At 67.4% G+C, this 23,576-nt stretch carries 23 protein-coding genes; 19 read left to right on the top strand and 4 right to left on the bottom strand.

The features are described from left to right. Positions 1-93 precede the first annotated feature (93 nt). Positions 94-1,737, top strand: a complete 1,644-nt coding sequence (locus tag KY501_RS38355; protein ID WP_224368834.1) for an AMP-binding protein — start codon at positions 94-96, stop codon at positions 1,735-1,737. On the opposite strand, the gene KY501_RS38350 is transcribed toward KY501_RS38355, so the two are convergent. After that, positions 1,724-2,254: a TfoX/Sxy family protein gene (locus KY501_RS38350; RefSeq protein ID WP_224368833.1), complete on the bottom strand. Its 531-nt coding sequence runs from the start codon at positions 2,252-2,254 to the stop codon at positions 1,724-1,726. The two genes, KY501_RS38355 and KY501_RS38350, sit on opposite strands and share 14 nt — an antisense overlap. Positions 2,255-2,470: 216 nt before the next feature. Here KY501_RS38350 and KY501_RS38345 point away from each other — a divergent pair, with 216 nt between their 5' ends. After that, positions 2,471-3,160, top strand: a complete 690-nt coding sequence (locus KY501_RS38345) for a DUF2339 domain-containing protein (RefSeq protein ID WP_224368832.1) — start codon at positions 2,471-2,473, stop codon at positions 3,158-3,160. Between the two features lies 1 nt (position 3,161). Continuing rightward, positions 3,162-3,842 (top strand): hypothetical protein, encoded by a 681-nt coding sequence (locus KY501_RS38340; RefSeq protein WP_224368831.1) that lies wholly within the window; start codon positions 3,162-3,164, stop codon positions 3,840-3,842. Here KY501_RS38340 and KY501_RS38335 read toward each other — a convergent pair. Together KY501_RS38335 and KY501_RS38330 are read right to left on the bottom strand one after the other, a co-directional pair. Then, the gene (locus tag KY501_RS38335; RefSeq protein ID WP_224368830.1) at positions 3,814-4,836 is read right to left on the bottom strand and encodes a serine/threonine-protein kinase; all 1,023 of its coding nucleotides are present in this window, start codon (positions 4,834-4,836) and stop codon (positions 3,814-3,816) included. The genes KY501_RS38340 and KY501_RS38335 overlap by 29 nt on opposite strands. A 16-nt stretch (positions 4,837-4,852) precedes the next feature. Continuing rightward, on the bottom strand, positions 4,853-6,001 hold the full coding sequence (locus KY501_RS38330; protein WP_224368829.1) for an oxygen-binding di-iron domain-containing protein: 1,149 nt from the start codon (positions 5,999-6,001) through the stop codon (positions 4,853-4,855). A 329-nt stretch (positions 6,002-6,330) separates the two neighbouring features. Between KY501_RS38330 and KY501_RS38325 the strand changes: the two genes are divergently transcribed. From KY501_RS38325 to KY501_RS38260, 14 genes are all read left to right on the top strand, one after another. Beyond that, a complete protein-coding gene (locus KY501_RS38325) occupies positions 6,331-8,037 on the top strand; it encodes a lamin tail domain-containing protein (RefSeq protein WP_224368828.1) in 1,707 nt (568 codons plus the stop codon). A 224-nt stretch (positions 8,038-8,261) separates the two neighbouring features. Next, complete coding sequence (locus KY501_RS38320) at positions 8,262-8,768, top strand: ureidoglycolate lyase (protein ID WP_224368827.1); 507 nt, start codon at positions 8,262-8,264, stop codon at positions 8,766-8,768. 130 nt (positions 8,769-8,898) lie between these two features. Then, positions 8,899-9,165: a hypothetical protein gene (locus tag KY501_RS38315; RefSeq protein WP_224368826.1), complete on the top strand. Its 267-nt coding sequence runs from the start codon at positions 8,899-8,901 to the stop codon at positions 9,163-9,165. A gap of 94 nt (positions 9,166-9,259) precedes the next feature. Beyond that, positions 9,260-10,222, top strand: a complete 963-nt coding sequence (locus KY501_RS38310; protein ID WP_224368825.1) for a DUF2381 family protein — start codon at positions 9,260-9,262, stop codon at positions 10,220-10,222. A gap of 11 nt (positions 10,223-10,233) precedes the next feature. Continuing rightward, positions 10,234-10,728, top strand: coding sequence for a serine/threonine protein kinase (locus tag KY501_RS38305; protein ID WP_224368824.1), 495 nt, complete (start codon positions 10,234-10,236; stop codon positions 10,726-10,728). 83 nt (positions 10,729-10,811) lie between these two features. Next, positions 10,812-11,321 carry an RNA polymerase sigma factor gene (locus KY501_RS38300; protein WP_224368823.1) on the top strand — a complete coding sequence of 170 codons (510 nt, stop codon included), beginning with the start codon at positions 10,812-10,814 and terminating at the stop codon, positions 11,319-11,321. A 2-nt stretch (positions 11,322-11,323) separates the two neighbouring features. Next, positions 11,324-11,962 (top strand): hypothetical protein, encoded by a 639-nt coding sequence (locus KY501_RS38295; RefSeq protein ID WP_224368822.1) that lies wholly within the window; start codon positions 11,324-11,326, stop codon positions 11,960-11,962. Positions 11,963-12,067: 105 nt separating this feature from the next. Next, the gene (locus KY501_RS38290) at positions 12,068-12,904 is read left to right on the top strand and encodes an alpha/beta fold hydrolase (RefSeq protein ID WP_224368821.1); all 837 of its coding nucleotides are present in this window, start codon (positions 12,068-12,070) and stop codon (positions 12,902-12,904) included. A 110-nt stretch (positions 12,905-13,014) separates the two neighbouring features. Beyond that, a complete protein-coding gene (locus KY501_RS38285) occupies positions 13,015-14,436 on the top strand; it encodes a tetratricopeptide repeat protein (RefSeq protein WP_224368820.1) in 1,422 nt (473 codons plus the stop codon). Continuing rightward, on the top strand, positions 14,436-15,524 hold the full coding sequence (locus KY501_RS38280) for a glycosyltransferase (RefSeq protein ID WP_224368819.1): 1,089 nt from the start codon (positions 14,436-14,438) through the stop codon (positions 15,522-15,524). The genes KY501_RS38285 and KY501_RS38280 overlap by 1 nt, the downstream gene beginning before the upstream one ends. Further along, complete coding sequence (locus KY501_RS38275; RefSeq protein ID WP_224368818.1) at positions 15,521-16,561, top strand: radical SAM/SPASM domain-containing protein; 1,041 nt, start codon at positions 15,521-15,523, stop codon at positions 16,559-16,561. The genes KY501_RS38280 and KY501_RS38275 overlap by 4 nt, the downstream gene beginning before the upstream one ends. Beyond that, positions 16,558-17,436: a radical SAM protein gene (locus tag KY501_RS38270; protein WP_224368817.1), complete on the top strand. Its 879-nt coding sequence runs from the start codon at positions 16,558-16,560 to the stop codon at positions 17,434-17,436. Before KY501_RS38275 ends, KY501_RS38270 begins: the two co-directional genes overlap by 4 nt. Before the next feature lie 118 nt (positions 17,437-17,554). Then, positions 17,555-19,723: a dipeptidyl-peptidase 3 family protein gene (locus KY501_RS38265; RefSeq protein ID WP_224368816.1), complete on the top strand. Its 2,169-nt coding sequence runs from the start codon at positions 17,555-17,557 to the stop codon at positions 19,721-19,723. A gap of 472 nt (positions 19,724-20,195) precedes the next feature. Continuing rightward, positions 20,196-20,393, top strand: a complete 198-nt coding sequence (locus KY501_RS38260) for a hypothetical protein (protein ID WP_224368815.1) — start codon at positions 20,196-20,198, stop codon at positions 20,391-20,393. 21 nt (positions 20,394-20,414) lie between these two features. Here the strand turns inward: KY501_RS38260 and KY501_RS38255 are convergent, their stop codons facing one another. Next, a complete protein-coding gene (locus KY501_RS38255; protein ID WP_224368814.1) occupies positions 20,415-21,506 on the bottom strand; it encodes an AI-2E family transporter in 1,092 nt (363 codons plus the stop codon). 117 nt (positions 21,507-21,623) lie between these two features. Here KY501_RS38255 and KY501_RS38250 point away from each other — a divergent pair, with 117 nt between their 5' ends. Both KY501_RS38250 and xdhA read left to right on the top strand, forming a co-directional pair. After that, entirely contained in the window at positions 21,624-22,040 is a 417-nt protein-coding gene (locus KY501_RS38250; protein WP_224368813.1) for a DoxX family protein, read from the top strand. A gap of 63 nt (positions 22,041-22,103) precedes the next feature. Next, positions 22,104-23,555 carry a xanthine dehydrogenase small subunit gene (gene xdhA / locus KY501_RS38245; RefSeq protein ID WP_224368812.1) on the top strand — a complete coding sequence of 484 codons (1,452 nt, stop codon included), beginning with the start codon at positions 22,104-22,106 and terminating at the stop codon, positions 23,553-23,555. The last annotated feature ends 21 nt before the right edge of the window (positions 23,556-23,576 follow it).

Raw genomic sequence — 23,576 nt, 5'->3', positions numbered from 1 at the left:
TCGTCCGCCTGTGTCTGCCGCCCTGAGGGGTAGTGACAGGATGCAGTGACAGACATCTTGCGAGGGCATGTGACTCACGGTGAGGATCGCTTCATGTCCTCCATGCCTTCCTACGTTCACGGTACCAGCACGACTCCGCTGCTGGGAGAGACCATCGGTCAAAACCTCCAGCGCACGGTGGAACGGCACGGCGACGCGGAGGCGTTGGTGGTGCTGTCCCAGGGTTTCCGCGCCACGTACCGGCAGTTCTGGGAGCTCACCACATACGTGGCGCGAGGGCTGCTGGCGCTGGGAGTAGAGAAGGGGGATCGCGTGGGGCTGTGGTCACCCAACCGCTTCGAATGGGTGGTGGCCCAGTACGCGCTGGCGCGGGTGGGGGCCATCCTCGTGAACCTCAACCCGGCGTACAAGACAGCGGAGCTGGAGTACTCGCTGCGCCAGTCCGGTACGAGCGTGTTGCTGCTGGCGCGAGGCTTCCGCCAGTCCGACTACCGGAAGATGTTGGAGGAGGTCCGTCCCCGCTGCCCCGAATTGCGGCTGGCGCTGGTGCTGGACGATGACTGGGAGATGTTGCGCTCCAACGGCACGAAGGTGAGCGAGCGCACGCTGGCGGACCGGGAGGCTTCGCTGCAGTTCGATGATCCGATCAACATCCAATACACGTCCGGCACCACGGGCTTCCCCAAGGGCGCCACGCTGTCGCACCACAACGTGCTCAACAATGGCTTCTTCATTGGAGAGGTGCTGCGCTACGGCCCGGCGGATCGCGTGTGCATCCCCGTGCCCTTCTACCATTGCTTCGGGATGGTGATTGGCAACCTGGCTTGCACCAGCCACGGCGCGTGCATGGTGATTCCGAGCGAGGCGTTCGAGCCGCTGGCCGTGCTCCAGGCGGTGCAGTCCGAGCGCTGCACCTCGCTCTACGGCGTGCCCACCATGTTCATTGGCGAGCTGGATCACCCGCGCTTCGGAGAGTTCGACTTCTCCACGCTGCGCACCGGCGTCATGGCGGGCTCGCCATGCCCGGTGGAGGTGATGAAGAAGGTTCAGTCTCGGATGAACATGCGCGAGGTGACCATCTGCTACGGCATGACGGAGACCTCTCCGGTGTCCACCCAGAGCTCGCTGGAGGATCCACTGGACCGGCGCGTGTCGACCGTGGGCCGTGTGCACCCGCATATCGAGGTGAAGATCGTCAACCCCGAGACGGGCGCGGTGGTTCCTCAAGGTACTCCGGGCGAGCTGTGCACGCGTGGGTACAGCGTGATGCTCGGGTACTGGAACAACGCGGAGGCGACGAAGAGCTCCATCGACGAGGCCGGGTGGATGCACACCGGAGACCTGGCCACCATGGACGCCGAGGGCTACGTGAAGATCGTCGGCCGCATCAAGGACATGATCATCCGCGGCGGCGAGAACGTGTACCCGCGCGAGATCGAAGAGTTCCTCCACACCCATCCGGGCGTCAGCGAGGCCCAGGTGATCGGCGTGCCGAGCGAGAAGTACGGCGAGGAGGTGATGGCCTGGGTGAAGACGAAGCCGGGCGTGACGCTCACCGAGGCCGAGCTGCAGGCCTTCTGCTCCGGGAAGATCTCCACCTTCAAGATTCCCCGCTACTGGAAGTTCGTGACGGAGTTCCCCCTCACCGTGACGGGCAAGGTGCAGAAGTTCCGGATGCGGGAGATCTCCGTGGGCGAGCTGGGGCTCCAGGCCGCCGCGGCCATCAAGACCGCTTAGCCGTGCGCGAACTCTTGGCCGCCTTACGCGCCGGGGTCTTCTTGGCGGTGGCGGCCTTCTTGGCGGTGGCGGCCTTCTTGGCGGTGGCGGCCTTCTTGGCGGCCGGAGCCTTCTTGGTGGCCGGAGCCTTCTTGGCAGTCGGGGCCTTCTTCGCAGCGGGAGCCTTCTTGGCGGCTTTCTTCGCCGCGGCCCGCTGGGCTGCTTCCACGGCGCGGCGTGCCCAGGGCAGCAGCGCGTGGGCGTCATCGCTCGCGTCCGCGGGGGGCGTCCAATAGGGCATCTGGGTGGGGCCCTTGCCCTTGCCGCCGTCGTAGGTCCACTGCTCGCAGCCCGCCGCCTCGAAGGCCGGCCGGGAGACGTCATCCGCCTTGAGGTAGAAGCGGCCCTGGACGATGAGGCCAAACACCATCCCGCCGTAATAGAAGCCCCAGCCGCCGAACATCGAGCGCGCCTGCACCGGCCCGAGCGGCTCCAGCAACTCCAGGGTGTACTGAACGATGCTGTCCATCTGCGGCATGCGCGTGCTCCTCCCCTTCGCGAGGTGCCCACCATAGCCCTACCGGGCGGGTAGGGAAGCTCCATCGTGAGGTCGCTGTGAAGGCTCGCGTTGCGCGCGTGTGCGCGGCGTTGCACAGCCCGCTGCACACCCGAGCCCGCAAACCCGCATGCCGCCATGCGTCAGGTGCTGGCTCGCTCGCTGCAACCCTTCCGTGACACACGGAGGAGGACGCAAATGAGCGCAACGAAGTGGGATGTGAGGGTCATGGCCATCGCGGGCGCGGGCTTGCTGGGGCTCGCGGGAGTGTTTCTCTGGAGGGATCTCCAGGTCCCCATGGAGATGTTGCTCGCGCTCGGCGCGGTGGGAGCCGCCGCCCTGGCCTTCATCGGCGTCCCGAAGGAGCGTCCCCTCGTGGGAGCCATCGCGGTGCTGGCGTGCAGCCTCCTCGGCGGTGCGTGGTACGCGGCCACCAAGTCCAGCATGCTGCTCGTGGGCCTGGCGGTGACGCTCGCGGCCGCACTGCTCTCGGTGTGGCGTTCGCGACAGGTGGAAGGGGAGCCGGATCGCCTCCAGTCCTTTCTTACCTGGTACGGCCTGACGTCCGCGGCCATCGCCGCCTCGTGGGCCTTCTACTTCCACTTCCTCACCATGGGCTTCGCCGAGGATGACGTGGGCCGTCGCGTGGTGCTCACCCTGGGCTGGCTCGTCACGGGTGTGCTTATGGTGCTCCACGGCCGCAAGCGCGGCGAGGGTGTCATCCGCGACGCTGGCTTCGCCTTCATCGCCATCTCCCTGGGCAAGGCCCTCGTTTATGACACCACCCACCTCAGCGGCACGCTGCGCGTGGCGGGGTTGGCCGTCGCGGGTTTGTTGATGCTCGGCGGCGCGTGGCTGTCCACCCGGACTTCTCCTCGGAGCGCCTGAGATGGGACCGCTGCTCTCCCTCACCACGGCGTTGCTCGTCACCACCACACCCCCAGGCGCTTGCTACATCCCCTCGGATCAGACGGCCGGGTGGAAGCGGGTGGAACTGCCGGAAGGAACTCCCGCGCTCGTGGCCCCGGTGGGCATCGAGCAGTTCCGCTCGGGCGAGCGCGCGCTCCTCCAGGAGAAGGATCCGCCGCATACCTACTACGGAGCCTCCAAGCCGCACGCGGGGCGCATGGAATACAACTTCCTGATTCCGAAGGGCACCTTCCGCCTGGATGTGGACTTCCTCGAGTCCCTGGATGGCGCGAAGGTGGATGTCACCGCTTACGTCGGAGCGCGCCCCTACCCCCTGTTGAGCGGGCGGCGGCGGTTCGGCACGAACCTCGTGCTCGACTGGGATGTGCGGGACGTGAGCAGCGTGGTGGTGTCCGTCCATCACCACCTGCGGGAGGAACCAGTGGTGCGCCACTGGGAGGTGAGCCGCGAGGTCTACCCCTCCCAGGAGGAAACACTGCTCGCGTCCTTCCGGGCGGGCCGCTCGCTCTACTACCGGCACCCGGGCGGCAGGCGCATCGAGCTGTGTGGCAACCCGAATCAGCTCCTCCTGCTCTCTCGTTGGCCGGAAGGCGAGCCCGTGGCCGTGACGCTCACACGAGCTGGAGCTGCGGCCCCTTGAGCGCGGAGTGGAGCCTGGCCCGGTTCGGCAGCACCAGGGGCCAGAGCTCCCGCAGGGCCGCGCGCAGGGCCGAGGCGCTCGGGTAGCGCGCCGCGGTGTCCTTGGCCAGCAGCGTGAGGACGAGCCGCTCGAAGGGCTCGGGCAGTTGGGGGTTGAGGGTGCGCGGGGGTACCGGCTGCTGCTGCACGTGCTGGAACATCAACGGCACCGGCTGGGTGTGGCGGAAGGGCAGCTGGCCGGTGAGCAGCTCGTAGGCCACCACTCCCAGCGAGTACAGATCCGTGACGGCAGACACCGGCTCTCCCATCACCTGCTCCGGCGCCATGTACTCCGGCGTGCCGAAGACCGCGCCCTGCACCGTGTGCCCCTCCACGTGCTGGCTCTTGGCGAGCCCGAAGTCCATCAGCTTGAGCACGCCCGTGTGGGTGACGAAGAGGTTGCCGGGCTTCACGTCCCGGTGCAGCACGCCGCGCTCGTGTGCATGCTCCAGCGCGCACACGGCGTGGGTGAGCCAGCGCAGGGACTCGGCCAGCGTGGGACGCCGCGATTGGAGGTGGCTCCTCAGGTCCATCCCCTGGAGCAGCTCGGAGATGAGGAAGTGCCGCTCGCCGTCCGTCCCTACGTTCAGCAGGCGCAGGACATTGGGGTGATCCAGCACTTGCGCGTGCTCCAACTCCTGGCGGAAGCGGGCCACGAGCGCCGGGTTCTGACTGGAGGCCGTCAGCAGCTTGAGCGCCACGTGCATGCCGGACTGGAGATCCGTGGCGGCATACACCGCCGCGCTGCCGCCGGCTCCCAGCCAGCGCTCCGCCCGGTAGCGGCCCGCCACCACCTGCCCCGGCACCAGTCCGCGCACGGTGACGGGGGCGGGAGGCACGGGCGTCACCGCACCCTGGATCAACGTGCCGGAAGGGGTCCGGGCCGGCACGAGCGGTGGAGGACTCTCCGCCCCGCCGAGATAGCTCACGGCCGAGTCATCATCCTTGGGATTCACGAGGCCGTCCCACAGGTCAGTTGTTGAGCAGCGACACCTGGGCGGGAGCCCCATTGCCCTCGATGTCCAGGTGGGGCGTGGGCAGGTTGTACTCGGCGGCGGCGCTGGTGGCCTCGACGAGGATGGGGCCGGCGATCTCCGGCGGCTCTCCTTGGCAGAGCAGATCCACCACGTGCTCCAGGGTCCACTTGCCCATGCGGTTCACCGTGAGCCGCTTGCCGTCGAAGGCGGCGGTGTCCGTCAACTCCGGGCTGGTGGCGAGCTTGGACTCCACCGAGTTGCCCAGGTAGCCGCGCGCCAGCGTCAGCACCCGGTCCACCACCGAGTTCCACGCCTGCAGGTGCGTGCGGTCCTGCGCCTCGTCCATGATGTCCAGGCCCACCTGCAGCCGCTCCATGCGCTCCAGGAACTGCTCCACGAGCGGACCCCGGATGACGCGCCCGTGCTGCGGAGCGATCATCTCCACACCGGGCTGGAGCTTGCGGATGGCCGCCACCACGCGCACCAACGCCGCGTTCACCGGCATGTAGATCTGATGGAAGGCGCGGATGCCCTTCCAGTCGTTCTCCTCGGCCCACAGGCCCTGGGCGTTGGCGTCGGTGAGCCCGCCGAACAGATCGCCCGAGAACAGCACGCGCGTCTGCGGATCATAGAGCATCACCGCGCCGCGGAAATGGCAGAAGGGCGAGGGCACCGGCAGCAGCTTGTGGCCGGTGGGGACGTTCAGCCCCTGGGCGAACTTCTCCGTGGCGATGAAGCGGTTGCGCGGCAGGTTCATGTGGACGATGAGCCGCCACGTGTCCTCCGAGCAGACGATGCCGGCGCGAGGGGCGTAGCGCGCGGAGATGATGGCCGCGGACGAGCCCACGTCCGGATCCTGGTGGTTGATGAAGACGGCGGACAGGCGCTCCATGCCGCCAATCAGCGACGTCACCTTCGTGTGGATGGTGGAGAAGTCGCTGCTCGAGCCGGGATCGATCAGCAGGTTGAACTCATTTTGTTTCTGGGTCTTCGGGTCCACGCCACGAAAGCGGCGCAGGTAGGGGTTCGCGTAGAAGATGCTGCCGGGCTCCCGCTTGCCCACCCAGAAGGTCTCGGGGGCAATCTCGACGGGCACCAGGCGCAGATCCGGATTCGCAGGGACGGGGAAGGGAGAGGTGGTCATGGCTGAAGATGCGAGGAGGGGGGGACTCCTCTCTTCAGCAATGGGGATGCCACGCCCTGTCTTCCTCGAAGGGCGATCGAGAAAGCGCATGTTTTGCGGGGATGCTGAGGAACAGGCAAACCTTGCGCAAACCTTGCGTGAAACATGGAGGGGTGGGTGTCCGCTGTGACTGCAATCCAGGAGGAGTGTTCACTGCGCGTTCACGCAACGCGGGCCTGAAACATGGCGATAAGGTGGGAGGGGAGCAGGAATGCCTGCTCCCTTCGGAGAACCTGTCGTCTCTGAAAATCCCCCGATCGCTCCGGTTCCGGAGCAGGACTCAATCCATCGTGACAAAGACCGAAACCTCCTCGAGGCACTCCTTTCTGGACCGCCGGCTGCTGGCGGCCCTGGTCTCCCTGACGCTCGTGGCCTGCGGTGGCACCGAGCAGGAGCAGGTAGACAGTGACACCCTGGGCACGCAGCAGGCCGCGGCGAGCACGGCGGTGCGCTTGATGGCCGCCAACATCACCAGTGGCAACGGGCAGAGCTATGACCCGGGCGAAGGCATCCGCATCTTCAAGGGGTTCAAGCCGGATGTGGTGATGATCCAGGAGTTCAACTACGGGGACAACTCGGCCAGCGCCATCCGGAGCTTTGTCGACTCGGCCTTTGGGACGAGCTTCTACTACTACCGCGAGGGCGGCGCGCAGATCCCCAACGGCATCATCAGCCGCTGGCCCATCATCGCCTCGGGCGAGTGGGATGACACGCAGGTGGACAACCGGGACTTCGCCTGGGCGCGCATCGACGTGCCGGGCTCGAAGGACCTCTGGGTGGTCAGCGTGCACCTGCTCACCTCGAGCAGCTCCGTGCGCAACACCGAGGCGACCAACCTGAGCAACTTCATCAAGGCCAACGTCCCCACCGGGGATTACCTGGCCATCGGCGGTGACTTCAACAGCGACACCCGCTCCGAGGCTCTCTTTACCGCCTTCTCCTCGGTGGTGACGACGACGAGCCCGTACCCGGCGGACCGCAACGGCAACAACAACACCAACGCGGCACGCGCCAAGCCGTACGATCACGTGCTGGTGGACAGCGATCTGCGCCAGTACCAGGTGGCCACGGTGATTGGTGGCAGCTCTTTCGCCGGAGGTGTGGTGGCGGATACTCGCGTGTACTCGCCCATCTCGGAGATCTCCCCGGCGCTGGCCGCCGACAGCGGCGCCACCAACATGCAGCACATGGGCGTCATCAAGGACTTCCTCATCCCCGGTGACACGACGAGCGCGAGCATCACGGTGACGTCGCCCAACGGTGGCGAGAGCTATGCGGGCGGCAGCAGCCAGGCCATCACCTGGACGGCCTCCAGCGTGACGAACGTGAAGGTGGAGTACACGCTGAACGGCAGCACCTGGACGGTGCTCACCTCCAGCACGTCGGCCTCGACGGGCAGCTACACGTGGACGGTGCCCAGCAGCGCCACCACCACCGCGAAGGTGCGGGTGACGGATGCGTCCAACTCGGCCGTCACGGACTCGAGCAACGCGAACTTCACCATCACCACCGGCGGCGGCACGGGCACGGGCACCGTGTTCATCAACGAGGTGCTCATCAACGAGGCTGGCTCGGACGTGAACGGTGAGTTCGTGGAGCTGGTCAACCCGAGCAGCTCGTCGGTGAGCATCGCCGGGTGGACGATCTCGGATGCGACGGGTCTGCGGCACACGTTCGCCAGCGGCACGACGCTGGCGGCGGGCAAGGCGATTGTCGTGTTCGGGAGTTCGGCGGGCATTCCGTCGGGGGTGACGAACGCGGTGGGCTCGTCCACGGGTTCGCTCAACCTGTCAAACAGCACCGAGACGGTGACGGTGAAGAACTCTTCGGGGACGACGGTGGACACGGCCACCTTCGGCTCGGGGCTCACGGGGACGGACGGGGTGTCGGCCAACCGCAGCCCGGATGTCACCAGCGGCGCGAGCTTCGTGCTGCACACCAGCGTGGGCAGCACCTCGTCTTCGCCGGGTAAGAAGGCCAACGGAACCGCCTTCTAAGGAGGCGCGCCTGAACGGCGGTTGAAGAGCAAGGCACCCGGGACCTCTCCATGGCCCCGGGTGTTCTTGTTTTCAGGGCTTGCGGGACCAGGGGCCCTGTAGGATGGGGCCCGATCTCAGTGGATCGTGAGCGCCGCTCCCCACTAGTGGGGAGTGAACGCCGCCATCCACTGCGCCCCTGTGTCGCATGGGGTGTGTAACTCTGCGGTGTTGGAGCATTGAGCATGCACGAAGTACTTCGGGCGCAGCCGCTCACGCGGGAGGCGTTCGCGCCATTCGGTGACGTCATCGGCTTGGGGCTGGCAGGAGGTTCCAGCGCCAACCAGGGGACGGCGACGCGGTTCGATCGCATCGCCCAGCTCACCAGTAGTCGGCCGGGGGCGCAGCCGAACCTCGCGGTGTTCCGCTCGGTAGCCAAGGCGCTGCCCTTCGAGGTGCGCCTGGTGGAGCGGCACCCGTGCTCCACGCAGATGTTCGTGCCGCTGTCGTGCCAGCGCTTCCTCGTCGTGGTGTGCCCGAGCGATGCGCGCGGTGAGCCGGAACTGGGCCAACTGCGCGCGTTCCTGTGTGGCCCGGGGCAGGGCGTGAACTACCGCGCGGGCGTGTGGCACCACCCCATCATCGCGCTCGACGGGCCGGCGGAGTTCCTCATGATGGCGTGGGAGGATGGCACGGCGCTCGACTGCGAGGAGCGCCCACTCTCCACGCCGCTGCGGGTGAGCAGCGACTGAGCGGTGCGGGATGGGCGCACTCGGGGAAACCCAAGGACAGAATCCCGTTCGCCTGCGTCTCGGAGGCGTGCGGTAGCCTCTCGAGGCCGGCGGTCCTCCGCCGGTTTCCCCCCAACGTTGGAGGCTCTCCATGCGGCGTATTCTCGCGGCGCTCTGCCTTTCCCTTGGACTCGTGGCTTGCGGCGGCACCCTGGACTCCCCGGAGGATCAGGCTCAGCAGCCCGCGCAGCAGGAGCAGGAGGTCAAGGTGATTCCGCCCCTGCTCTCCTATTGCTGGGTTCTCGAGGGGACGGGCTGTTCCCCTGTGGGAAAGACCCAGAACTGCACGGATGGCATCTGGACGGATTACGTCTGCACCTGCAGAGCCACCGGCTGGGACTGCCCCGAGGTCCGCTGAGCCGGGCGGTCGCGCGCCTCTGGTATGGCCAGCAGACCGGTTCGGCCAGAGGCGCGCCGGCCAGGGAACTGCCCGGACGCTGTCGCTGTCGGAGTTGGTCGCTTGGGACCCATCTGCTAGGTTGTCCCACGCCATGCGGAACTTCCTACCCTCCCGGTATGCCCTGATCATTGTCCTGGTGGCTTCCGTGTCCCTGGCCAGGAACCCGGATGACAAGATCGTGATCCGGTCCCTCACGGCTTCGGAGCACCCCGGAGACGCGCCAGACAGCATCTACGTGTCCGGACAGGTGGCGACCGTTCTCCGCTTCGAGCAAGAGGTTGCTCCGGACAAGACCCAACTCCTTGGGTGGGAGGGGCGGTTCGAGCCCCTGCTGGTGGGAAGCAAGAAAGTGGTTGTGGAACCGCTCCGGGAACTCGGCAAAGACGAACGGATTCCCTTGGTCGTCACGCTCCAGGACGGATCCGTGTTGCAGTTCCTCGTGCGGCCCCAACGCCCTGAGGGTTGGACGGACCACCAGGTCAACGTCTTCAAGGATCGCGATAGCTACAACGCGGTGCTCTCGTCCTTGAACGACTCGCTCAAGCGGGAGCGTGAGTTGCGCGAGGAGAACGAGAGGCTCAAGAAGGAGGAGACCTCGGTCGATCACGCCCTCGCGGCGCTTCTCGTCAAAGGGGAGGTGAAGAAGACGCGCTTCCGCAGCGAGCAAGTAGTGGTCCTGAAGGATGGGGATATGGAGATCAGGGTCGAGACCTTCTCGGGCCGAGGGAAGGCAGCGGTCGTGGTCCGCTTGACCAACACCTACAGCGACGAGCCCTGGCGGTTCAGGGATGCCCGGCTGATTGCTGACCTTACCTCCTACAGTTCTCTGCCCTTCTCGCTCCGCATGGACCGCGCTGAGATTGTTCCCGGTCAATCAGGGACGATTGCGGTAGTGGTGGATCACAGTGCCTTTGAATCAAAGGAGGGCCTTCGGGATCTGGCACTGGAGATCTTCCGACAAGACGGGCTGCGGCAGGTGATTGTGAACCTGGATCACGCGCTCGTTCGGAAGTAGGAGTGCGGCGCATGCCCACAGCCCAAGCGCTCTCCATCGGCGCGATTCTCCTGCTCTGTACGTTCTGCGGCTGTGCCACGACCAGCGGTGGTGTGGCGTTGCGCCCAGATGGCACTCCAGGTCCTCAAGACTGCCCGAAGGAGGCCAAGTTGACGATGCGGGCGATGCGGCTTCAGGTGGGGGACACCGCGTGGGTGGAACTTGACGCGAACCAGATCAAGTCGAGTCCTATCTACCTGTATGACGGGCCTATCGAGAGCGTCCTCAAGGACGATTTTGGCACGCTCGAAGCCACCACTCGCCTCTACGGTCAGGTCTGGACGGGGGGCCCCCAGGTCGTCATCCGGTACTATGAAGCCGACCCGCCCGACTTGGAGAAGTTGCCGATCTGCGCGGTGGCTCGCCTGAGTGAGAACCAGCTCCGAAAGCTCCCGGGCTCGAAGCCTGGGATGGCGATGCTTCAGTTCTCCGTTTCGGGCGTCACCGTCGTTGACGCCTTCCGGTGAGCCCCCTGTCGGCTCTTCCTGCCGTGGAGCGGGTTCTCAGTGCGCTGTAAGTCCCCGGCGCGTGCGGTGTCTGATGGGGCGAGATGGACGCCACACGCCGCGAAGAACTGTTCCGAACCTGGTCCCATGAGCACCTCGGCATCCTGCTCAAGGTGGCCCGGGCCTTCGCACCCTCCGCCGCGGATCGGGACGAGCTGTTGCAGGACCTGCTCTCCACGCTCTGGGAGGCGCTCCCCGCCTTCCGCGCGGGGAGCAAGGCGTCCACCTTCATCTACCGCGTAGCGCACAACCGCGCCCTCAACTGGCAGCGCGGCCGCACCCGGTACTGGCGCCGCATCCAGCCGCTGGAGGAGCTGCCCGATGCGGAGCTCCCTGGCCCCCCGGAAGATGACTCCCGAGAGCAACTGGCACTGCTCTACGAGGCCATTCACGCCCTGGCGCCCCTGGACCGGACGCTCGTCCTGCTCTCGCTCGACGGGCTGCCCTACAGCGAGATCGCCGAGGTGACCGGGCTGACCGAGAACCACATCGGCGTGCGGCTCACCCGGGCGCGCCAGCGGCTCAAGGACACACTCTCTCAGCGGAGGCAATGACCATGGATCCCCTCGAAGCCGTGTGGAGCACCCAGGAGCAGCATGCCGCGCGAGCCGTGCAGCGCTTCGCCGTCGAAGAACTCCTGCGAGGGCTGCGGCGCCGCCAGCGGCTGCGGACCGTCGCGCTCATCTACGTCCTCCTGGCAGGGCTGGGCACCCTGGGGCTCGCGGGTTATGTGGCCGCCACACGCCTGGCGGGGGACTGGGTGAGTCTGGCTGTGCTCTCGCTGCTGCTGATACCGCTCTTCGTCCTCCTCTCCTCGCGGGTCCGGGCGTACACCGAGGAGTGGCGTGAAGCCCGGCGCCTGGAGGCCTCCGTAGCCGCAGCGACCCGAGCCTCACTCGCGGCGGTCGACGCGGAGCTCCGGGCAGCCCGGTATCTGCAGCGCGCCCAGCTCTTCACCGTCGCCGTCCTGCCCTTGGCCCTCTGGCGCGAGCACGCCCTGGGACTCGCGAGCTCCTCGCACCTGCTGAGCCAGGCCCTCCTCTTCGGAGTCATGCTCGCGCTCGCGGCGGGAGTTCTTCGCTACCGCGCCGTGCGCATCCTCCAGCCTCGCAGGGAGCGGCTGCGCTCGCTCCTGGAGGCCCTGAAGGACCCGATTGGGGAAGGTAGCTCCGCGGGCAGGGCGAGCCAAGGATGATCCGCGAGTGAACCGGGAGCGTGCTCCAGAGCCTCTCCTGGCCCGTCTGTTGCGTGGGGCGCGCTCGGTGCTCAGTCATGAGCCACCCACGAAAGGGAGGGTGCCATGCCCGAGGTTCGTTCCCGAGACGCGCTCATTCGATTCGATGACATGGGGCAGGGCGAGTCGGCTCTGCTCTTCCTGCCTGGGTGGTGTACCAGCCGGGCTGTCTTCGCCCCGCTCGCCCTGAGGCTCGCGGCGCACCATCGGGTGCTCTCCGTTGATCTGCGCGGCCATGGCCAGTCCGAGCAAGGAGGCGAGGACTTCTCCAGCAGCACCCTCCTGGAGGATCTGCTCGCGGTGTTGGAGGCCCGCGGTGTGCGCCGAGTGGTCCCCGTGGCGCTGTCCCACGCGGGATGGTTCGCGATCGAACTGCGGCGCCGGCTCGGCGAGCGGATCTCCGGGCTCGTGCTGTTGGATTGGATCGTGCTTGAGCCTCCGCCTCCCTTTTTGGACGCGCTGAAGGGGCTCCAATCCCAGGCCTGGCGGGACAGCCGTGACGCGCTCTTCGGGATGTGGCTGCAGGGCGTCGATTCGCCGGAGATCCTCCGCTTCATCCGCGAGGACATGGGCTCCTTCGGAGGGGAGATGTGGAGGCGGGCGGCTCGGGAGATCTCCAGCGCCTACGCTCGGGAGGGCTATCCGCTCCGGGCCCTGTCGGCGCTGGTGCCGCCCGTGCCGACGGTGCATCTGTACTCCCAGCCGGAGGATCCGGGCTACCTGATGGCGCAGCAGTCCTTCGCCTCGGATCATCCCTGGTTCCAGGTCGTGAAGCTGGAGGCGCGGAGTCACTTCCCGACGCTGGAGGTGCCCGAGGCAGTGGTAGAGCACATCGAACGCTTCCTCTCCCATGTCATGCCGCTGCGGCCCGAGGCCCCCACGCCTCCCGCTTCCGCGCTGTGAGTGGGGGCCGTCCCCTCCTGGGGCGGGTGCTCTTTCTCCTTTCCGTGCATTGCTCCTCCCGACGCTCCTGGCGTTAACTCGCGAGCGATCCAATGGGAGGGGTGGTTCACGTGAAGCGATGGAACTTCGTGGCGCTGGGGCTGGCCGTGTTGCTGGGAACGGCGGCGGTGGCGAAGGCCCCGGCAGGGAAGGGCGCGACGAAGGCGGAGGCGGGGGGCAACCCACGGGCGCTCGCGGTATACGAAGAGGGCAAGCGTCTCTACGACGCGAAGAAGTACGCCGCCGCGTTGCAGAAATTCGATCAGGCCGCCGAACTGGAGCCCGACAAGGCCCGGTGGCAGTACAACCGCGGACTCGCGCTGAGGAAGCTCAACCGTTTCCCGGAGGCACGGGAGGCTCTGCTGAAATCGCGGGCCCTGGATCCGGAGTACAAGCGGGCGGAGATCAACGACAAGCTGCGAGAGATGGGGTTCTCCCCCGAGGACTCCACTCCGACGACTCCCTCCACTCCGGCGACGGAACCTCCCGCCGCGGTGGACGCACCCACCCAAGGAGCTGACACTGCCCCGCCCCTTCCCCCCGCGCCAGTGACACAGGAGGCGTCGAGTCAGCGGCGGGAGGGACAGGGCTCGGGAGGGCTGTGCTGTGCCGTGGGAGGCGGCGCGGCCCTTGTCGGCCTCGTCATGCTGTTCCGCCGCTTCAGGCGCTCGAAGGAGTCCAGAGGAGAGGAACAGGGGAATGCCCAGTCCGCCCGGCGCGCTACTCCGGAGGATCTCCAGTCCCTGGAGGCACTGCTGGAGAAGGCCGCCGCCTCGCTCATCCCCGTGGAGCACGCGCTGCGGCTGGGGGAGGATCCGGATCTGCGGGCCATGCTCAACCAGGCCACCATGTCCGAGCAGCGGGCGCGTGAAGGCCTGGAGCGGGCTCGGAGTACTCGCATCCTTCCTCCGTCGCTCGATGGCCAGTGCCGCGAGGCCGAGGAGCGCGCATATGCCGCGCTGGAACGGGCGAAGTCTCTCTATGGAGACAAGGCCGTGCTGGAGGAGGGAGAGCGCGTGGGCTGCTACTTCTGCGCGCGCCCGTTGGCGAATCCGGCCTTCCGCCAGCAGGTGCCGATCAAGCGAGGCTCGGAGGTGGTTCACGTCCTCGCGTGTCCGCCCTGCGCGAACATGGCCTCCGCGGGCCAGTCGCCTCCGGTGAAGGTGGTCATCGATCAGAACGGGCAGCGGGTGCACTGGAGCGAGCTGGAGGACTACTCGCCGTATGTCCATCGGCATCGGCCCTATCAGGGGGCTCGGCTCGTGCAGCCCTGGGAGTACACCCCGCAGCGCTCGATGGGCGAGGTGGCGGCGATGGCGGCGGGTGGCGCGCTGGCCGCCGGAGCCGTGGCGTACGGCGTAAGCCGGTTGCTGGATCTCGACAATGCCCAGGAGGCCGCGGAGGCAGAGGAGGCAGCACAGGCCGCGGCACAAGCAGCGGCAAGGCGGGCCAGCGAGCGTCGCGAGGAGCGTGACTGGAAGGATCACTCCTGATGGCCCCGCCTCGCTTCCTCTTCTATGCCGTCAACGGGCTGGGCCTGGGGCACGTGACGCGGCTGTTGTCCATCGCTCGGGCGCTGAAGCGGTTGTCGCCCGAGTGCGAGGTGCTCTTCCTCACCTCGTCCGAGGCGGATCACGTCATCTACCGCGAAGGCTTCGCGGCGGTGAAGCTGCCCTCGAAGACGATCCGGGAGCGCTGCGGCCTGCGCAAGGGCAGCTACCTCAAGCTGGTGCAGACGGTGACGTGGAACACGCTGGCTGCGTTCGATCCGGATGTGCTGGTGGTGGACACCTACCCTACGGGCAGCTTCGAGGAGCTCATCCCGGCGCTGCGCTGGCGGCAGAAGAACGTCTTCGTCTTCCGGGAGCAACGGGAGGCCGCGGCGGGCTCGGAGCTGCTCCAGACCTCGCTGCGCCTGTACGATCGCATCCTCATCCCGCACGGAGACGTATCGGCGGTGGGCCCGTTGCCCGAGCCCGCGAAGGCTCGCGCAGTGGGGCCCATCCTCATTCGCGAGCGCCACGAATTGCCCTCTCGAGCGCAGGCGCGCCAGGCGCTCGGGCTGCCGGAGGATGCCACGGTGCTGTACGCCTCCTTTGGAGGCGGAGGAGATCCCGAGGGAGCACGGGCCCTCACGCTCACGACCCAGGTGGTGCGAGAGCTGCCAGGAGTCCGGTTGGTGGTAGGCGCCGGCCCACTCTGGCGCGAGTCACCACCGATGCTGGAGGGCGCCCTGGTGCTGCAGGGCCGCTACCCCGCGCTGGACTTTCTGCCCGCCTTCGATGGAGCGGTGACAGCGGCCGGGTACAACGCCGTCCACGAGCTGCTCTATGCGGGCGTTCCCTCCGTCTTCGTTCCCTTCGAGCGGATGGTGGATGACCAGGAGAAGCGGGTGAGAGAGGTGGCGGAGGCCGGGGCGGGACTGGCGTGCTCGCCGCTGACGAAGGAGGGGCTCACCCGGGCGGTGCGCGAGCTGATGAACCCGGCCACACGAGAGCGCCTGCGAGCCGCCGCCCGAAAGAAGGTGGCAGGCAACGGCGCGGAGCCCGCGGCTCGGGCGCTGCTGGAGCTGCTCTCATGAAGAACGAGGACACGCTGAGAGAGCGCCTGAAGGGCTACCTGGAGCGCAAGCCACGCATGGGCCCGGAGACGGTCCACCTGGACGTCACCAACGCGTGTAACCTGGACTGCATCACCTGCTGGAACTACGCGCCGGATCTGGCGGTGCCCAAGCCGGTGGCGTGGAAGCGGCAGCGGATGGACCCGGCCACCTTCCACCGCATGGTGGACGAGTCGGCCGAAGCGGGCGCCGAGCGCATCGTCATCAGCGGAGGGGGCGAGCCCTTCACCCATCCGGAGATCTACACCTTCATCGAGAAGGTGAAGTCCCGAGGCCTGAGGCTCACGGTCATTACCAACGGCACGCTGTGCAACTGGGATCGGGTGCGTGCGCTCGAAGTGGATCAGTTCCTGCTCAACATGGCCTCCGCGTCGCCGGAGACCTACGTGGCCTATCACCCCAACCAACCGCCAGAGACGTTCCACCGGCTGCTGGAGGGCGTGAGGACCGTGCGGGATGTCACGGCCATCAACCTGGTGCAGGTCATCAACCGGGTGAACTACTTCGAGCTGCCAGAGATGGTGAGGTTGGCGCACGAGGTGGGGGCGCGCTCGTCCTTCAAAGTCGGGGATGTGCCAAAGGGAACGGAGGGCCACGCGCTCACCGATGCGCAGAAGGAGCAGGTGCTCCGGGAGCTGATCCCCGAGGCGCGCAAGCGGGCCAAGGCGCTGAAGGTGAAGCACAACCTGGACGCCTACGAGGCGCAGCTATCGGGGAAGTGGCCCTCGGGGCAGGAGACGGGGTGCTTCGCGGGCTACCTCTACAGCCGGGTCTACGTGGACGGGCGCGTGTTCTTCTGCTGCGAGCACATCGAGGCGGGACACGTGAAGGACGGACCCTTCCAGCAGGTGTGGAGAGCACCGGCCTACGAGGCCGTGAGGCAGCGGCTCCACCGGGGCGAGTACTACCCGGGCTGCGCGCGGTGCGGGAAGCACGACATGAACTTCGCGGCGTCGAGGGACTTGCGCGAGATGCTCGAAGCGGGGGAGCTGCCATGAGCGGGCCACGCCCCACGGTGAGCTGGAACATCGTCGGTGGGTGCAACTACCGCTGCACGTACTGCGTGCAGAAGCACATGCCCGGCATCGGCGGGCCCACGGACGAGCAATTGGATGCGGCGCTCGGCACGCTCTCGGCGCTGCCCGGAAGCTGGGAGTTCAAGATCTCCGGCGGAGAGCCCTTCATGCTCAAGCGGCTGCCGGAGGTGGCGAGGAGGCTGGCGGGGGCGGGACATAGAGTCTCGCTGCTCACCAACCTCTCCGCCCCGCTGCGAGTGATTGCCCACTTCATCGAGGAGGCGGGGGAGCAACTGCGGACCTTCTCCTGCTCGCTGCACCGCGAGGAGGTGGAGGAGGCGGAGTTCTTCGAAAAGGCCCGAGCGGTGAAGGAGCTGCTGGCGAAGTGGCCTCGGGCCACCTTCGTGGTGAACAGCGTGGTGGTGCCCGGACAGGTCTCCGAGGTGGCCACCAGCCGCGAGCGCTTCGAGGGCGCGGGCATCAAGTTCTACCCGCAGCTCATGCGGGTGAACGGACAGCCGGCGGAGTACGGGTGGATGGACTGGTGGCGCATCGATCGGGCGTTCGGGGACATGGTGTCTCCGTCGCAGATGAACCGGGGCTATCAGCTCAAGGGGCGGCTGTGCCACGCGGGCAGCAAGTACTTCATCATCCACCCCAAGGGGGATGCCTTCTCCTGCTACCCGGGGAAGCGGTTCGGGGACGGGCACCTGGGCAACGTCTTCGATGGCACGCTGCGTCTATGGGATGCCCCGGTCCCGTGCCGCTATGAGGTGTGCCCCTGCACCGTGCCCCAGAACAGGGGCATCATCGAGGGCTTTGGCGGGGGAGCCACCGAGGACAAGCACTCCTTCTGACCCCCTCTGGGAGTGCGGACCGGGGTGCTCTGGGATGAGGGGCGGCGGCCTCAAACTGGAACCCAGCGGAATCGGGTGTTAACTGCGAGGCCCCCGATCCTTTTTGGGAGCCTGAAGAATGTACGCCCTCCTCCTGGTCTCCGTGCTGTCCGCCGCTCCCGAGGCGAAGCCGGCCGAGCCCGCGAAGCCGAGCGCACCCACCGCCGCCACGTTCCTCAAGGGGCGCTCGGGCAATCAGGCCATCGCGCAGATCTTCGCGCCGGGAGTGGCCGGACTGACTCCGGAGGACAAGCGGGTCGCCTGGTACCTCACGCTCGCGGCCCATGCGGGCGAGGACATCGGCTACGACCAGCTCGGGTGGAAGGTGCTCGAGGTGAAGCGCCTCATCGAGGGCGTGTACCTCTTCGGCCAGGAGGGCGCTGGCGGCCCGGGCCTCTTCGACAAGCGGGTCAGCAAGTACCTCACGCGCTTCTACGGAGAGACGGGCAACCACGATCAGACCACGGGCCAGAAGTTCGTCCCCGAGTTCACCGCGGGCGAGCTGGAGGCCGCCGCGGTCCGTGCCTTCCGGGCCGGCGTCACCTTCGGAGTGAAGGACGAGTACGCCCTGCGCACCTGGATCAAGGCGTTGCAGCCGACGATTTTCGACGCCTCGTTCGAGCCCATGCTCACCGCGAAGTCTCCGCCGCAGGGGCAGGACATGCTCACGGCCTCGGCGAACACGGCCTATGGGCCGGGCGTGACGCTGGCGGAGCTGGAGGACTTCTCGGAGAAGAACCCGCTCAACTCGCGCGTGGTGAAGCAGGACGGCAAGCTGGTGGAGCAGATCTTCCGCGCCGGGGACAAGAAGATCCCCCCGGGGCTCTACGCGGACCCGCTCTCGCGCGTCATCGCCCACCTCAACGAGGCGATGAAGTCCGCCAACGCGAAGCAGAAGCCGGTGCTGGCCAAGCTCATCCGCTACTTCCAGACGGGCAGCCCCAAGGACTGGGAGGCCTACAACATCGCCTGGTTGAAGGTGGACTCGGTGGTGGACGGCAACATCGGCTTCATCGAGACGTACGTGGATCCGCGCGGGCAGAAGGGCCAGTGGGAGGCCCTCATCAACTACCGCAACTCCGCCGAGAACCAGATCATGGAGCTCATCGGCAAGAAGGCCCAGTACTTCGAGGACCGGATGCCCTGGCCGGAGCAGTACAAGCGCAAGAAGGTGACGCTGCCGGTGGCCAAGGCCGTGGACTTCGTGGCCACCCACCCCAATCCGCCCGCTGGCATCAACCTGCCCAACGAGCAGAACATCCGCGAGAAGTACGGCAGCAAGAGCATCCTCGTGGCCAACGTCATGGACGCGGCCTCGGCGCTGAGGAGGCTGCCGCTGGCGCTCGAGTTCTCTCGCACGCCCGAGGATCGCGCCCAGGCCGAGAAGTACTCCGTCGCCGCGCGCAAGTGGCTGGTCGCCTTCCACGAGGTGCTTGGCCACGCGTCGGGCCAGGTGGACAAGAAGAAGCTCGGCAAGCAGCTGCCCTCGTACTACCTCAAGGAGTACGACAACACCCTGGAGGAGGCCCGCGCGGACCTCGTGGCGCTCTGGCACGCCTTTGATCCGGCGCTCTCGGAGCTGTCTCCGGATGCGGCGAAGATTGCCCAGCAGATGTACCGGGACTTCCTGGTGGAGGGGCTCACCAACCTGGCCCGCGTGGAGAAGGGGGACTCGTTCGAGGAGGACCACCAGCGCGGCCACCACATGACGGTGAGCTTCCTCATCGAGAAGGGCGCGGTGAAGCAGGTGACGGAGAACGGGCGCTCCTACTGGACGGTGGTGGACTACGACAAGATGCGCGAGGCCGTGGGCGAGCTGCTCACGAAGCTCATGGTCATCAAGGCCACCGGCGACTACGAGGGCATCCGCCAACTGGTGACGCAGAAGGGCATCAAGTTCGATCCGAAGCTGCGCGACGAGGTGGCGCAGCGGGTGAAGGCGGCGGATGTGCCGTCGGTCCTCTTCATGAACGCGCCGCGCCTGGTGCCCGTGGTGGATGCGCAGGGGCAGGTGACGGACGTGACGGTGAACACCGCCCAGGGCTTCATTGATCAACACCTGGAGCGCAGCGTGCTCGGGAAGCTGCCACCCGCTGATGCCACCAAGGCCGCCGCCCGTCTGGCCAGCTCGCCTGAAGCCTTGAAGGAGCTCTTCAAGTCGGTGATGCCTGCTCCCCCCGCCGAGCCGCCCGCGGCGAAGCCCGCGACTCCGAACAAGCGCGGGACAAAAACCGGGAACGGACGCTGAGCCGCAGCCGGAGGACTTGACGCCCCGTGTCAAAAGCATGGGGGTAACGGGGACGCAGACAGCTGCGTCTCTCGAACCACAGAGATCCGTCAGGGGGGGACATTCGTTGACAGGATGTCTCGGAGGGGCAGGGTTGATCTGCCAGGTCTTGGCGGCCCCCGTGGCGGAGGCCCGGCGCAAGGAGGGGGGACCGACATGTCAGACCGGCTCGTTAGGTTGCGTGGTGTCCGGGGGCAAAAGCCCTGGCCGGACGCCTGCTTGGGCGAAGGGGGCGAACCTTCGAGGGGAGGGTGGTGTCTGGGAGGCGGAGTGGCCCGGATGGAACTTCCCAGGTCCTTCGCGAGGACTCGGGGCGCCGGGCTGGGAAGTGGCGGTGACACTTGAGGGCAGGCAAGGTGTTTTCAAGAGCGGCACAGCGATTGCTCATCTCGCCGCTCGCATCCACGTCGCGGATTCACCTGAGGGGGGAACCATGCTGACCGCATCTGAGCTGAACATCATCCCTGACGCAGCGCGCCTCGATGCCAGGCCGGCGCTGAAGATTGTCTCCCAGCGCCCGCTGCCGAGCGAGCTGCCGCCGCGTCCCCAGGCGCCGCGCACCTTCCGCACGCGCGCCGAGGAGATCGAGGACTTCGAGAGCATGTGGGACGTGCCGGTGCGTTCCTGGTAGTTCCCGCCGTCCCCGCTGCCCTCAAGTAGGCGGGGTGGGCGGATCCGCGGGCTTGGCCGAGGGCCGGCCGTAGTCCCGCTCGTAGATGCGAATCAAGGCCAGGAAGAAGGAGACGATGAGCGGGCCAAGCAGCAGGCCCACCGTCCCGAACACGGCCAGCCCTCCCAACAGCGCGAAGAAGACGATGGCCCCGTGCATGTCCAGGCCGCGCTTCACCAGCAGGGGCTTGACGATGTTGTCCACCAGGCCCACCACCACCACGCCCCAGACGGCCAGGAAGAGAGCCATCCACTGGTGTCCGGTGACGAGCAGGATTCCGGCGGCGGCGAAGCACACCACGGCCGCGCCGATGGCGGGGATGAGGGCCAGGAAGAACGTCACCGCGGCGAAGAAGAAGGGCACGGGCACCCGGGCAATGAGGTAGCCCACGAGCGCAGCCACGGCCTGCACGCCCGCGGTGGCCACCGAGGACACCAGCACGGAGGTGGCTACGAGGCGGAACTCGCGGAGGATCTCCACGGTCTGCCCGCGCTTGAGGGGCGAGACGCTCTCGAGCCAGTTCACCAGCTGTTGGCCCTCCACCAGTAAGAAGTAGAAGGCGATCAGCATCATCACCGTCTGGAAGGCGAAGGAGCCGGTAGCCGCTACCACGCCCGTGACGGCCTTGGCGGCGGTGCCTCCCTGGGCGCTGACCTGCTCCTGGAACTTCTCGTCCAGTTGCATCTCCTCCACCTGGAAGCGCTCCATGAGCTTGTCGGAGAGGTTTCGCACCGGCCCGGGCAGGCGCTCCTTGAGGCCCTCCACCCCTTCCGCTTTCATCGTCCCCTGGATGAAGCGCATGCCGGCGGCGGCCTCGCTGATGAGGAAGGCGGTGAAGCCGGTGAGCGGCAGCAGCAGGGCGATGATGACGCCGAAGCAGATGATGCCCGCGGAGAGGTTGGGGCGGTTGCGCAGGCCTCGGGTGAGCTTCTTGTGGATTCCATAGAGCGTGCCGGCGAGCACCGCCGCCAGGAAGAAGCCCTTGGCGAAGGGCTGGACGATGAGCGCCAGCAGGAGGATGGACAGCACGATGAGGCCCACGAAGACGCGGCGGGCGACCAGATCCGAAGCCATAGGGAGACGACATTAGGCCCCCGCTGCCCGGGCGGAAGGGGAAACCGGTTCGAAACGCTGACTTCCTCACGGTGACGAGAGGCTTGGGAACGCTTGCGGGCCGGGTAGAGTGGGGCGATGCCGTCGATCGACTCGCCCCAGTTCCCCGTGTGGATGCTTCAGGTCCTCCCCGTGGCCTACCTGGCCATCACCTTCCTCCAGTCCAGCCTGGACAAGGTGTTCGATTGGAAGGGCAACCTGGGGTGGCAGACCCAGTTCTTCTCCAAGGTGCCGGTGCTGCGGGGCATCGTGAAGCCCCTGTTGGCCACACTCACAGTGATGGAGCTGGCGGCTGGGGTGTTGTGCGCGGTGGGGTTGGTGGCGCTGGTGGCCACTGGGAGCCCTCGGCTGGCCTGCCTGGGGAGCATGGTGGCGGGGCTGTGTTGCCTGGCGCTCGTGGGGGGCCAGCGCATCGCCAAGGACTATGCGGGGGCGGCGCCCATTGCCCCCTACTTCCTCGTCAGCCTGGCGGGGATCTACTTCAACCGAGGGTGAGGCGGCGCCCGGAGCCGGGGTAGACTGCGAGGCAGCCGCCGCTTCTGGGCGGCCAGGAGACCCATGGATCGGCTGCGCTTCTATCTCAACGACCGGCTCGTCGAGGAGTCGGGGCTCTCTCCCACCACCACCGTGCTGCGCTACCTGAGGGAGCGCGCCCACCTGACGGGTACCAAGGAAGGGTGCGCGGAGGGGGACTGCGGGGCCTGCACGGTGGCCGTGTTGGAGGAGGACGGGAAGGGCGGGCAAGCGCTGCGAGCCATCAACGCGTGCCTGCTGTTGCTGCCCATGGTGCAGGGCAAGCGCGTGTACACGGTGGAGGCGCTGAAGGATCGCGGCGAGTACCACGCGGTGCAGAAGGTGCTGGCCAGCGAGCTGGGCTCGCAGTGCGGGTACTGCACGCCGGGCGTCACCATGGCGCTCTTGGAGGCCTGTCACCGCAAGGACTTCGACGAGCCCTGGAAGCTGGACGCGCAGATGTGCGGCAATCTCTGTCGCTGCACGGGATACCGGCCCATCCGGGATGCGGCGGCGCGGGTGGCGGGGCTGGGGCCGCAGGATCGCTTTGCTCGGGCGCTGGCGGAGACGAAGCCCGAGCCCATGGAGCTGGCCTACTCGGCGGGCCCGCAGCGCTACTTCACGCCGGCCACGCTCGAGACGCTGTGGGAGGTGCTCGAGGCGCACCCGGGGGCGCGCTTCGTGGTGGGCGGCACGGACCTGTCGCTGGAGGTGACGAAGCGCTTCGCCGAGCCGCCGCTGCTGGTGTCGCTGGAGGCGCTGCCCGTGCTGCGCACGCTGGAGCCTCGGCTGGGCGGGCACCGGGTGGGGGCGACGGTGCGGCTCACGGAGCTGGAGGACTACTCGCGCGGCGTCTGCCCGTCCCTGGAGCGGATGATCCGGTACTTCGGGGCGCGGCAGATCAAGAACCGGGCGACGGTGGGCGGCAACCTGTGCACGGCGTCTCCCATTGGAGACCTGGCGCCGGTGCTCATCTCCCTGGGCGCGGAGGCGGTGCTGCTCTCGCGGGCGGGCGAGCGGAGGATGCCGCTGGAGGAGTTCTTCGTGGACTACCGCCGCACGGCACTGAAGGCGGGGGAGATCCTGGCCTTCTTGGATGTGCCGGCGCAGCCCTCGGGGGCGCGGAGCATCGCGTACAAGGTATCGAAGCGGCGCGAGCTGGACATCAGCTCGGTGTCGGCGGGCTTCCGGGTGGTGGTGGATGGGGCGGGGCGGGTGACGGAGGCGCGGCTGGCGTACGGAGGCATGTCTGCCCGGCCTGCTCGCGCGCGGCGCACCGAGGAGGCGCTCGTGGGGCAGCCGTGGTCGGAGGCGAGCGTGGAGGCGGCGCTCGCCCGGCTGGACGAGGACTTCGCGCCGAGGACGGATCATCGAGGCTCGGCCTGGTACCGGGGGCAGGTGGCGAAGAACCTGCTCCGAGGGTTCTTCCAGGAGACGCTTGGCGAGCCTTCTCCGCGGCTCCAGGAGCGCCACGCCGCTACGGTTCAGGTGAGGTGAAGTGATGGTCGCCATACCCTC

The organism is Hyalangium versicolor, assembly GCF_020103695.1.
In the GTDB taxonomy this organism is placed as follows: domain Bacteria; phylum Myxococcota; class Myxococcia; order Myxococcales; family Myxococcaceae; genus Hyalangium; species Hyalangium versicolor.
Note: the sequence above shows the minus strand (reverse complement) of the source record. Positions and strands in the feature narration are given on the sequence as shown.